Here is an 11,583-nt window from a genome sequence, read left to right as displayed (position 1 = left end):
GTCTTGTCCGTAGCCAAGTGCAGTAATATAGTTTGATAGAGCATCAATCCATACGTAGACAACATGCTCAGGATTGCTCGGTACTTGTACACCCCATTTAAAAGAGGTACGCGATACAGCAAGGTCTTCAAGACCAGGCTTAATGAAGTTGTTAATCATCTCATTTCTGCGAGATTCTGGCTGAATGAACGTCTGATTATCTTCATAAAACTTTAACAGGCGATCCGCATATTTACTCATTCTAAAGAAGTAAGATTGTTCACGAACCTTTTCTACCGGATGACCACTATCTGGGCTCTTTCCACCAATAATCTTCCCGTCTTCATTGCGAATCGGATCAACCAATTGAAGTTCTGTATAGAATGTTTCATCAGGGATTGAGTACCAACCTTCATACTCATCAAGGTAGATATCCCCTTGTGCAAGCAAACGCTCAAAAATCGTTTGAACAACATTTTTATGACGCTCTTCTGTTGTACGAATAAAGTCATCATAAGAAATATCTAGTTTTTTCCATAGAGACTGTATATCAGCAACGATTTCATCGACAAATTGCTGTGGCGTTAATCCTTTTTCAGCTGCTTTTTGCTCGATTTTTTGACCATGCTCATCTGTACCAGTCAAATAACGAACATCATAGCCACGAAGACGCTTATAGCGAGCCATTGCATCCCCAGCTACCGTCGTATACGCATGGCCGATATGTAATTTAGCACTTGGATAATAAATCGGCGTTGTTAAATAAAATGTTTTGTTCTCACTCATTAAAAAAACCTCCCACTTCTTTTTAGACAATACAAAAAGCCCTCATCCAAATCGGGACGAGAGCATATCTCACGCGGTACCACCCAACATTCCCTTTCTCTTCACAGCAGAAAGGCTCATGAAGTCCATGACTTCGTCTGTWAACGCCAGCTACGTCATCCCCTTACAACACATACATGCTCGAAGATGATACCTCCAGGACCATTTTCCATGTTGTTCTACTACCGGTTCCCAGCTCTCCCGGCTCTCTGTCAAATAGCTCATACATGTACTTATCCYATCATCGGATCTTATATCTACTTACTTATTCTACATTTATTCCTCAAATCTATCCAAAATATACCGAACCCTATAGACTGCTGTCAAGAGCGATCATAGAGCGTGGCAAATGGTGTTTTTTGCTTTTTTAACTTTCCTTGTTGACACAAGCGTTCTAGCTCCTGTTTCCACGTCTGCACATCCCAGCTTTTTTGCGCTTCTTTGTTGAGTGTTTCTAGTTCCTTCATTATACTCATTTCGGCAATAGGAAGGTGTGGACTTAGCGCTTCCATAACGGCATCATCACTTGCCGCATTCATTTGCTTTAACTCATCAAATGGATTCAGCGTATGTGGGCTAGTGGAATGAGCAAAGCGAATTCGAACAGCCATCGTTCTCCCAATAATAGCTGAGGAAACAAACACATCCCCAGAGCGAAGGTAAGGAAGTCTCTTGCCTTCATCATGAGTCAAGTCTGTTTCTTCTTTAATCGTTTGAATATCGGTTCCCCTTACGGTTCTAAATACGAATTTAGAATTCAATTGTGCCGTAATCGTTTCATCAAGTAACGTTGGTCTTTGCGTAGCAAAAATGAGAAACACTCCGTATTTTCGGCCTTCTTGTGCAATTTCTTTTAATACGGATTTAGCAGGAGCATCATATCCTTTTGGAGCAAAGTTATGTGCTTCATCCGTTACCACCACAAATGGGGGGAAAAACTCACCTTGCTGTTGCTGCAGCTTCGCATCTTTATACATCCGTCTCTTCCCATATAAAGAACCGATGACATAACTTGAGAATACTTGCAGCAACCAAACCGCCCCTTGGACAACAACAAGCTGACCCGCATGGATCCCTTGTTCAATCGCGCGAATATTTTGCTGAAAAAGACCAGCTTGATTTAAACGATTTACACGCCATTGAATTCCCTTTACCGAGGCAAGTGGTAAGCTCCCGAATTGATCTAATAACTTCTTAAAGGTGTGGTACTTTGCGATTTCTTCCCTAGACATTCCACCATCGTGAAGAAAGCCTTCTACCTTTTGTTTCCCAAGCTCCAATGCCTCTGCTAAGTTTGCCACTCGATCACTAAAAGACTGGTAACTATCTTTTCGCTTATGAATCGTTTGAATCACATTGACCATCGACTCACTTAGGGAGCCAGCAGCTTGAAGTAACCTCTCAACATCTCTTGTTGATAAGGCAGAAAAATCCACTCCAACATCACGACCAATTTGAACGACTGTGTAACGATCTTTATAGGAAGGAACGTCATCGAGTCCACTCGCAGTAGCTGCAAAGTTCATTTCAAAATGAGGATCGAAAACAATAGTTGGAATCGAAAGCTTCATTAATTCCTCTAACATCACTCGCAGACCAAATGATTTCCCAGAACCAGAGCCACCAAAAACTCCTATGTGAGGGTATTGTTGCATAGCTCGAATATCAAAAATAAACGGTACACCGTTTTGTTTGCGAAGAACTTCTTCTTCTTGAATATGTAATAAACCGTCAAGCGAATCTGGCAAGCTCGGTGCAATAAAGTCCGTTGATTTGACTTCTCCAAGTATCATGCCCTCTGTTGGTGTTGATTGGACTAACAATGATTCAATTTCATGAAATTCTGGGTGTCTAATTCTTGCTCCCGTTTGAATCGGTTGAGGGGCTTCTTCAAATAAGCGCACCTTAGCTAGATGAATATCATCTGCACCAATATCATAGCCAATATGCTCCAAAGTCTTTAGCACTTGATCATCGACAATTCCTTTATCAAACCCCATTGGTATATAGCGGTTATAGGAAAATGTTTCGACCACTTCACCTTTTGGATGTTTTAGCGCTTCATCTTCTATTACGACCATTTCATTCATACGAAATTTATGAGTTTTGGACGCTACATATACCTCATGCTGTGTAGTTACACCTACAATCTGCATCTCTCATTCCTCCTTAGTATGGTCTATCTTGGCGTTTTTGTATAAATAATCGTTGTTTAATTTCAGGATCAATGTACTGCTCTACTAAAGCTTCGACAAGACGATCCGTTACTCTAACATCACGATCAACATAATCCAACCAAAAAGGGATTCCCCTTCCATCTTTTGGGGTAAGAGTATAAATAAGGTCAGAAACAAGATCACGTTTATCTGTTTGTTCTACTAATAAATCAAAACCAGTCATACTTGGAGCAGAGCTAGGCCTGATCCAAGAAGAGGATAGTCCAGCTTTTTGTTGGATTGCTTCTATAAAAATCATCTCACCACGGTTGAGTACGCCAAAAAGCAAATCTCGATCGTACGTGTGAGGACGGATTGTCTCTGCTGAAAAGGCAGGTAATTTAATGAGGTTCTCAGTTGTAATTTCTTCAGACACACCTACTAGTAGCACATCTTTCTCTATTGCAAGACCTCTTAAGTGCTCCCATTCTTCTGGGGCATCAATTCTGTAATGATATAAAGCACCATCCATCATCAAAAAACCAATGTCACGCTCTTCTATTAATTGGCTTGCTACTTGCAATTCAAGCTTTGCTAAAAGGTGTGAACGCATATTAATCGACGGTGAGCCTTCTTCTGATTCTTCTTTTGCATCTAGAAGGGGGGTGTATACATCAGAATCTCTACATTCATACCCCGAAATCGTTTTCCCTAGTGCTTGGAATAAATACAATAGGTGAGGAGGTTGACCTTTCGTCTGGTTTACAGATCCATCTACAGCTGCAATTTCACGACCATTTAACCATTTCGACATAGTCTCTGTCGAAATCGTCTCCATTTGTCGAAAATAAGTACCTGACTCCTGCAACTTTTGTCGAATGATCTCTTTATTATTTGTCGAATGAGCATATATTCCTTTTAATTCATTTCCGATACCTTCCAACTTTTTAGCAAGATCTGGGGATAGATTTAACATACTTAATTTACCTCCTTTTAAAACGGCTGTTACTACTAGATTTAGGGAATTGGAATAAATTACATGTATATATAAGCAAAAATCATTATTATTTAATTGACTTGTTTTGGAAACACTGGTATTCTAAAAACAGAGAGAAAAATGTCGAATAATGACACAAAAAATTATAAATAGTTCTAGTCTGAGAGGAGACGATTCATAATGAAATCTACAGGTATTGTACGTAAAGTTGATGAATTAGGTCGTGTAGTTATTCCAATTGAGCTACGCCGTACACTTGATATTGCTGAGAAGGATGCACTTGAGATCTACGTTGATAACGATCGCATCATCTTAAAGAAATATAAGCCAAACATGACTTGCCAAATCACTGGTGAAGTTAATGATGATAACCTTTCAATTGCGGGTGGAAAAATCATTCTTAGCCCACAAGGTGCACAAGATATTATTAAAGAATTACAAGATTACGTATCTCGTTCAACTCAATCTTAATTCTTCTACTGATAAAAGACTCTGATCTATTCAGAGTCTTTTTTGTTTGGTCAACACTTATTGATGATAAGCTTGATATACTTCTCTTTTTTGAAGATTACGGTCTGTAGACACTTGTTTAATAGCAGCCTTTGAAGTCATTCCTAGGGTGATATAATGTTCAACATGCTGAGTTAGTTCTAAGTTATCCCACCATTTTTCTTCCTCGATATCCTCTGTTGCTCCTTCTACAATCAAGCAGAACTCGCCTTTTACCATACCATTTTCACACCATACTAATGCTTCTTCTAACGTTCCCCGTTGATACTCCTCAAATTTCTTCGTAAGCTCTCGGCAAATACTAATACGTCGATTTCCAACTGCAGTAAAAAGCGCTTCAATCGTTTCTTTTAAGCGATGTGGGGCTTCATAGAACATTAATGTGGCCCTMATTGATTTTAATTCCTCTAAAGCTTCATACCGGTGTTTTTTTTGACGGGGCAGAAATCCCGCAAAATAAAACTGCTCTGTATTAAGTCCTGAAGCGACTAGACTGGTTAGGGCAGCATTTGCACCAGGTAAGGCAATGACAGGGATCTCTTCTGTAATAGCAAGTTTGACGATATCATGACCAGGATCTGATAYAGCAGGCATCCCCGCATCACTAACTAGAGCAACTGACTTTCCTTCTTTCACCTTCTCAATCAGCATATGTCCAGCTTTATCCTTATTGTGTTCGTCATATCGCACAAGAGGCGTTGTGATGTCAAAATGGTTACATAGCTTTTTTGATTGTCTTGTATCTTCTGCTGCAATCATATCCGCTTCTTTTAATGTTCGGATAGCACGAAACGTCATGTCTTCTAAATTACCTATAGGTGTTGGGACTAAATAAATTGACCCTACTTCAGTCTCTTCTCTAAAACTAGCTTGTTGCTTCATTTTTCTCACCACTCTCTAGAACGTAACGTTCTTTCTGCTTTCTATTCAGTTTTTTGATTGCATATTCTACCTGAAGTGCTTGCTTTTTCGTTTCGAATTTCTCGACGTACTTAAGTGTAAAGGGTCCACGCCCTCTCRTATACTTTGCACCTCTACCATCCTCATGCATCCCTATTCGTCGTTTGACGTCGGTGGTATAACCTGTATACCAACTACAATCTCGGCATTCAAGAATATAGACGTAGTGACCCATTACCCTATATACACCTCTTTAAATTCTTTCGTATACTCCCCGTCCTCACCATATACAGTTAAGGAAGGTAAGCACTTTAACCCAGAGTGACCATCCTTAATGCCTTCTATTAAAACGATATTCGCTTCTTTTCCCGTCTTAGGATGAACAAGCTGCATTCTTTTCGGTTCAATTCTGTATTTCTTCATCAACGTAATGATATCACTTAACCGCTCTGGCCTGTGTACAAGTGTTACTTTCCCTTTTTGCCTGACATACTGGCTGCACGTGCGAATAACATCGTCTAATGTACAGTGAATTTCATGCCTCGCAATCGCCAGATGAAGACTTTTATTACGCTCTTCCTTTGTGATTGTTTCAAAATAAGGAGGGTTGCATGTCACAACATCAAAGCTATTCTTTTTTATGGCATTAGGTAATTCATTTAAGTCGGCATGCTCAAAATAGAGTTGTTGTTCAAGCTCATTCATTTTTCCATTTCGGCATGCCATATCAAATAACCTCTCTTGAATCTCTACTCCTATAATCTTCGCCTTTGAGCGTGTAGATAATACAAGAGGGACAACTCCATTGCCCGTACACAAATCTAGAATGGTACCCTTTTGAATAGGAACGTATGTAAAGCGGGCGAGCAAAATGGCATCTATTGAAAATGAAAAAACAGCAGGGCTCTGAATAACTTTCAACTCTGTTCCTGCTATATAATCGATCCGCTCCTCCTCATATAACTTCTTCAAGCTACCCAACTACCTTTCATTTTTTTATATGTAAACAAAAGACCTTCCTATTAAGACGGAAGGCCTTTTCTAAGATCGTACTTCAACTTACTTATGATGCAAAAATGATAAACAAAAGAGGCAATCATCACCATCAGAACGGATGCTACCATAATGTGTATTACAGACATGAAATCCCTCTTGATAAAGACGAGCTAGATTATCATAGCCTTCCCCTACAATCGGATGCTTCCGTCCTTGATTTTTTGGAAGTTCTTCCACTCGCTCTGCCTCAGCATCGAGTCTTTTTCTTAAGTTATCATTTTCTATTTGCATATAATGATTTTCTTCTATTAAGTGAGCGAGCTGTTTCTTCAAGCCACGTAGTTCATGATGAAGCTCTCCGATCCGTTCTTCAATTTGACTTACCTTTTGAAAGATTGCCTTTTTCTCCACGTAGCTCCCACCTCTTTATTCTGTGGCTTCAGCTGCTGCGACTTTGTGATTCATGATTTCATCAATAGTGAATTCAAGAACCCCTTCTCCCTCAAGTAAATCAACTTGAACAAGTCGCTCAAGCAAATTCAGCCCAACTACTTTGCCTTTTCCATGTGGAGTTTTAATATGTTTTCCGATGTCAGGTAATTCTTTTTTAGCTGACTCATACATATCATTTTCGTACTTTAAGCAACACATTAAACGCCCGCATAATCCAGAGATCTTAGCAGGGTTCAGTGATAAGTTTTGATCCTTTGCCATTTTAATGGAAACCGGCTCAAAATCACCTAAGAATGATGAACAACAAAGTACTCTACCACACGGACCAATTCCTCCGAGCATTTTCGCCTCATCTCGGACTCCAATTTGACGTAATTCAATACGTGTTCTAAACACTGCTGCTAGATCTTTGACTAGTTCTCTAAAGTCAATTCGTCCATCAGCTGTAAAATAAAATAGTACTTTATTACGATCAAATGTATATTCAACATCAACTAATTTCATATCAAGTTGATGTTCATTAATTTTATCTGTGCAAACATCAAATGCCTTTTGGGCTTGTTCGCGGTTTTCTTGGACGGTTAAGCGATCTTTCTCTGTTGCAATCCGGATAACTTGCTTTAAAGGTAGAACGACATCTTGTTCTCCTACTGACTTTACACCGATTACAACCCGTCCATACTCCACACCACGTGATGTTTCCACAATGACAGCTTCTCCATTATCTAGTTCTAAGCTACCTGGGGAGAAGTAATAGATTTTGCCCGCTTTCTTAAAACGGACGCCTACGACTTGATGCAACCGTCTATCCCTCCTGTATGCTAAAGAACAACTTCTCCATCACCAGCTGCGGATTCACATTGGCGCTTAGATGGCGCTTTGCTTCGAGTACAAAAGACATGTTTTGACTCGTTTTCTCCTGCGAGCTAGAGAGGGCTTGCTGCTCTAGCAACATCTGTTGATCAACAAAAACCAATTGATCGGTTTTGCCAACCTGTGTATATAAAAGGTCTCTCAACCATAAGAGAATCATATCAAGACCAAGCTCAAGTTCACGGCGTTCTTTAAATGTAGGAATCCATTTATCCTGAATTGTTAAGAACACTTGATGTGGTCTCTCATAAAGCTCTTCATTTAATTGTATCACTACGCTTCGTGCTTGTGCAATCCAATCTGACTCGATAAGCGCAATTGCCTCTTCATAACTTGAAGTTAGACTGGCAATCAGCGTACTTAGCGCCTTTGTATTGCCTTCTTTTTCTAAAAGATTTATAAATATTTCTTTTGACAATGGTGAAAAGCTTAACTGTTGGCTACGCGATTGAATAGTAGGCAAGACATTACCTGCTCGTTCAGTCATTAAGATTGCTAAAGTAGGAGCAGGTGGTTCTTCTAAAAATTTWAGCAAGCTATTTGCCGCACTTGCCGTCATTTTATCCGCTTCTGAAACGAGATATACTTTTTTACCTGATTCCACGCCACGATACGTAAATTCCTTTTGCAAATGCTCAACCTGTTGCTTTTTAATGGATAGTCCATCTGGCTCTATCATATGCACATCCGGATGGTTTCCATGATCAATCCGCTTACAATCTACGCATACTTGACAAGGCTCAGCACCCTCTCTTTCCTTACATAAGAAGCTTTTCGCTAATTGAATCGCAACACGTTTTTTTCCTATCCCTTTGCTTCCCTCAAATAAGTAAGCATGTGCCAACCGGTTTTTTGATAAGCTACGTTGTAGTAATTGTACGACTTTAGGTTGTTTCTTTTTTAATTCAATCCATGATTCCATCTTGTTCCATCACCCTTAAAATTGTTCAAATTGCTCAACCGGAAGAACAAATACAGTTGCTCCCCCCACTTGCACTTCAACTGGATAAGGCACATAGGAATCGGCATTTCCACCCATCGGAGAAATCGGAGCTACTAGTTGATCGCGACTTTGGCAATTTTTCTTGATGATCTCTTTGACCTCATCAATGTGTTCATCTTCTGTACCGATTAAGAAAGTTGTATTACCGGCCTTTAAAAAGCCCCCAGTACTTGCTAGCTTCGTCGCTCTGTAGTTGGCTTTTACTAGAGCATCAGACAAACGATTACTATCTTTATCTTGGACCACAGCAATAATTAATTTCATTTTGATCACTCCTTATTTTGTGAGGTGCTTAGAAATGTATTAATCATTTTCATCGCATCGCAAAAAACTGCCTCTATGTCTTGATTGGCATTAATAATAGTAATCCGATCAGGGTGCTCCTCGATTACTTTTTCATAGCYCACTTTCACTTTTTCGTGAAAGTCAAAGACTTCTTGATCTAATCGATTTACCTCACGCGTGCCACTTYTTTTTATCCTAGCAAGACCAATCTCGGGATCTATTTCAAAGTATAAGGTTAAATCAGGAAAATGGCCTTCGATCGCAAATTCATTAATTGCAAGAACATCGTTGAACCCAATTCCTCTAGCATGCCCTTGATAGGCAAGACTACTATCAATAAATCGGTCACAAATAACTACTTTTCCTTGTTTAAGAGCAGGTAATACCTTCTCAATAAGATGTTGTCTTCTTGCTGCTGCATATAATAATGCTTCTGTTCTTGCATCCATTTCTGTATGCTCCACATCAAGAATTACTTCACGTATCCTCTCAGCTATGCGAATCCCACCAGGCTCTCTTGTTCGCACAACATCAATGCCTCGTGTTCTTAAATTTTCTTCTATTTTATCGACGATTGTGGTTTTTCCTGCTCCTTCTCCACCTTCAATGGTGATAAACAGTCCTTCTTTCATTCGACTTCCTCCAACTCTAATACCTCTAATCCATTTACAACGGGGTTCGTTCCTTGAAAGATTGCTCCCGCTTCATATAACTTCTTTAGATCTTTCACTACTTCATTATCTACTTTCTCACCAGGGAAGATGAGTGGTATACCCGGTGGATACGGAATAATTGCTTCAGCCGCTATATACCCCTCTGCTTGCTCCACCTTTAACTTCTTGGTGTCGAACTGTTTCATTTGATGCGGGGCCACGTGTAGCATAGAGATTTTCTTCTCTGTTTCTACCACCTTGTTTTCCTTATCAATGACGGCATACGATGAAACAGCTTTTTTGATTCGATTAATGATCTCCGGTATTTTCTTATTAAATGTTAAACCAAAGACTAGTAATAAGTGCATATCATCAGCTAGCTCAACATCTACACCAGCATCATAAAATAGCCTTTGTAATTCAAATCCCGTTAAAGTTGTACATGACTTTATTGTAACCTTTAAAGGATCTGAAGAATAGGGAGAGCTCTCTCTTTTAATGACTTTTAATTGCGGAATAGTAGCTAATTCGTTAATAAATGATTGAACTCCTGCAAGCATGATATCAATATCTTCTTGCACTATTTCTTCTGTATAAGCCCTAGCTCCATCTAGGGCAGCCATTATTAAATAAGATGGACTGCTCGATTGCAGCATGGTTAATATTTTTTTTATTTTGGATTTACTATCAACCGCTAAATTATGATGAAAATGTAAGTAAGAACCCATTGTAAGGGCAGGAAGCATTTTATGAGCCGACTGAACGACAATATCTGCTCCTAACAGAAGGGCAGATGGTGGAAATGGTTCTCCTAATACAAAATGAGCACCATGCGCCTCATCAACACAAACAAGCATCCCTGCCGCATGAGCGACTTTTATGATCTGTTTTAATTCATACGTTGCACCATAATAAGTTGGATACGTTAAAAATAAAGCTTTAGCTTTTGGAAATTGTTGAACTGCTCTTTCAACTGTTTTGATCGAAGGACCTAACGCATGACCTGTTTCTTTCTCTAGTTCAGGGGTCAAAAAGATAGGCTCTACTTGGAATAATTCTATTGCATTAAACAATGATTTGTGACTATTACGCTGGATTAATATTTGATCTTGTTGCTCACATAATCCTTTTACCATCGCTAAGTTCCCGACAGTGGATCCCCCTACTAAGAACAATGTCTCTCCAGCATGATAAAACCGCGCAGCTGCTTGCTCGGCTTCATGTATCGCTCCTGTAGCATCATGAAGATCATCAAGACCTTCAAGTTCGGTCACATCGTATTTATGTACATGCTTAAAATCTTCTATTAACGATGAATGAAAAAGTTCACCATTCTTGTGCCCTGGTACATGTAATGAAATAGGCTCTCTTTTAAAATGTGCTTGAATCGCATCAATTAATGGAGTCTTTGTATATTTAAGTTTCAACTTCGCTCACTCCTTTCTTTCATTCTAAAAAAAACAAGACTACTATGCCCTTGCTCCTTATTATACAAAAAAACTGATCCCAACAAGCAGCCACTTAACTAGTGATGCGATTGTTAGAATCAGTTCTTTTAAAGGTTTTACCTATACTTTTCGGAAGGAAGAATATCTCGTAAGTTTGATATATAGTGCTGGTAATGCTCTTGCTCACACTCTACTCCCACTATCTTCTTTTCACACGAATTGCAGATAAATGACTTAAATACATGCAAACCTTCATTTCCCACTTGATCACAACACATACACTTTTCCCCTAGCCGTACATGAATGACTCTAGTTTGTTTCATCCTCATCACCTCTAGCTTCATTGTCGGCACAGTATAGATTCTTTATACTCTCAGATATGCTCATCATCAGTCGAATCATTTCTATATTTACTTTATTCAAGTAAACCCTGCACTGTGCCTATCCACTCACAGATAATAATTGAAGTAGCCCATCAATTGAATACTTTATTACCTGGGCATGA

14 protein-coding genes and 1 other annotated feature are annotated in these 11,583 nt (G+C 39.3%); of the genes, 1 reads left to right on the top strand and 13 read right to left on the bottom strand.

The genetic code is table 11. From position 1 onward, the window contains the following. From AB685_RS22475 to AB685_RS22465, 3 genes are all read right to left on the bottom strand, one after another. Positions 1–765: class I tRNA ligase family protein (locus AB685_RS22475; protein ID WP_047972809.1), on the bottom strand; the 765-nt coding region annotated here is incomplete at its 3' end. 49 nt (positions 766–814) lie between these two features. After that, positions 815–1,058: a binding site (T-box leader), on the bottom strand. Positions 1,059–1,127: 69 nt separating this feature from the next. Beyond that, positions 1,128–2,960 (bottom strand): ATP-binding protein, encoded by a 1,833-nt coding sequence (locus AB685_RS22470; protein ID WP_047972808.1) that lies wholly within the window; start codon positions 2,958–2,960, stop codon positions 1,128–1,130. A gap of 13 nt (positions 2,961–2,973) precedes the next feature. Further along, on the bottom strand, positions 2,974–3,936 hold the full coding sequence (locus tag AB685_RS22465) for a DNA double-strand break repair nuclease NurA (RefSeq protein WP_047972807.1): 963 nt from the start codon (positions 3,934–3,936) through the stop codon (positions 2,974–2,976). Between the two features lie 201 nt (positions 3,937–4,137). On the opposite strand from AB685_RS22465, the gene AB685_RS22460 reads away from it, so the two are divergent. Beyond that, the gene (locus tag AB685_RS22460; protein WP_047972806.1) at positions 4,138–4,428 is read left to right on the top strand and encodes an AbrB/MazE/SpoVT family DNA-binding domain-containing protein; all 291 of its coding nucleotides are present in this window, start codon (positions 4,138–4,140) and stop codon (positions 4,426–4,428) included. 57 nt (positions 4,429–4,485) lie between these two features. Here the strand turns inward: AB685_RS22460 and rsmI are convergent, their stop codons facing one another. From rsmI to AB685_RS30540, 10 genes are all read right to left on the bottom strand, one after another. After that, positions 4,486–5,349, bottom strand: coding sequence for a 16S rRNA (cytidine(1402)-2'-O)-methyltransferase (rsmI, locus tag AB685_RS22455; RefSeq protein ID WP_047972805.1), 864 nt, complete (start codon positions 5,347–5,349; stop codon positions 4,486–4,488). Beyond that, entirely contained in the window at positions 5,333–5,602 is a 270-nt protein-coding gene (locus AB685_RS22450; RefSeq protein ID WP_047972804.1) for a GIY-YIG nuclease family protein, read from the bottom strand. Before AB685_RS22450 ends, rsmI begins: the two co-directional genes overlap by 17 nt. After that, complete coding sequence (locus tag AB685_RS22445; protein WP_047972803.1) at positions 5,602–6,339, bottom strand: tRNA1(Val) (adenine(37)-N6)-methyltransferase; 738 nt, start codon at positions 6,337–6,339, stop codon at positions 5,602–5,604. Before AB685_RS22445 ends, AB685_RS22450 begins: the two co-directional genes overlap by 1 nt. A gap of 87 nt (positions 6,340–6,426) precedes the next feature. After that, entirely contained in the window at positions 6,427–6,774 is a 348-nt protein-coding gene (gene yabA / locus AB685_RS22440; RefSeq protein WP_047972802.1) for a DNA replication initiation control protein YabA, read from the bottom strand. Between the two features lie 15 nt (positions 6,775–6,789). Beyond that, positions 6,790–7,617, bottom strand: coding sequence for a stage 0 sporulation family protein (locus AB685_RS22435; RefSeq protein ID WP_047972801.1), 828 nt, complete (start codon positions 7,615–7,617; stop codon positions 6,790–6,792). Positions 7,618–7,621: 4 nt separating this feature from the next. Continuing rightward, positions 7,622–8,611 carry a DNA polymerase III subunit delta' gene (gene holB / locus AB685_RS22430; protein ID WP_047972800.1) on the bottom strand — a complete coding sequence of 330 codons (990 nt, stop codon included), beginning with the start codon at positions 8,609–8,611 and terminating at the stop codon, positions 7,622–7,624. A gap of 15 nt (positions 8,612–8,626) precedes the next feature. Beyond that, complete coding sequence (locus AB685_RS22425) at positions 8,627–8,956, bottom strand: cyclic-di-AMP receptor (protein ID WP_047972799.1); 330 nt, start codon at positions 8,954–8,956, stop codon at positions 8,627–8,629. Between the two features lie 5 nt (positions 8,957–8,961). After that, positions 8,962–9,609 (bottom strand): dTMP kinase, encoded by a 648-nt coding sequence (tmk, locus tag AB685_RS22420; protein ID WP_047972798.1) that lies wholly within the window; start codon positions 9,607–9,609, stop codon positions 8,962–8,964. Further along, positions 9,606–11,057, bottom strand: coding sequence for an aminotransferase class I/II-fold pyridoxal phosphate-dependent enzyme (locus AB685_RS22415; RefSeq protein ID WP_053073920.1), 1,452 nt, complete (start codon positions 11,055–11,057; stop codon positions 9,606–9,608). The genes tmk and AB685_RS22415 overlap by 4 nt, the downstream gene beginning before the upstream one ends. Positions 11,058–11,194: 137 nt before the next feature. Further along, positions 11,195–11,356: a sigma factor G inhibitor Gin gene (locus AB685_RS30540; protein ID WP_241773362.1), complete on the bottom strand. Its 162-nt coding sequence runs from the start codon at positions 11,354–11,356 to the stop codon at positions 11,195–11,197. Positions 11,357–11,583: the final 227 nt, after the last annotated feature.

It is taken from the genome of Bacillus sp. LL01, assembly GCF_001037965.1.
This window is presented reverse-complemented; position numbering and strand designations above follow the sequence as displayed.

Bases quoted from the DNA above. Each gene is read 5' to 3' on its own strand.
- AB685_RS22470 (WP_047972808.1), bottom strand. From the start codon at position 2,960: ATGCAGATTGTAGGTGTAACTACACAGCATGAGGTATATGTAGCGTCC.
- AB685_RS22465 (WP_047972807.1), bottom strand. From the start codon at position 3,936: ATGTTAAATCTATCCCCAGATCTTGCTAAAAAGTTGGAAGGTATCGGA.
- AB685_RS22460 (WP_047972806.1), top strand. From the start codon at position 4,138: ATGAAATCTACAGGTATTGTACGTAAAGTTGATGAATTAGGTCGTGTA.
- AB685_RS22425 (WP_047972799.1), bottom strand. From the start codon at position 8,956: ATGAAATTAATTATTGCTGTGGTCCAAGATAAAGATAGTAATCGTTTG.
- AB685_RS30540 (WP_241773362.1), bottom strand. From the start codon at position 11,356: ATGTGTTGTGATCAAGTGGGAAATGAAGGTTTGCATGTATTTAAGTCA.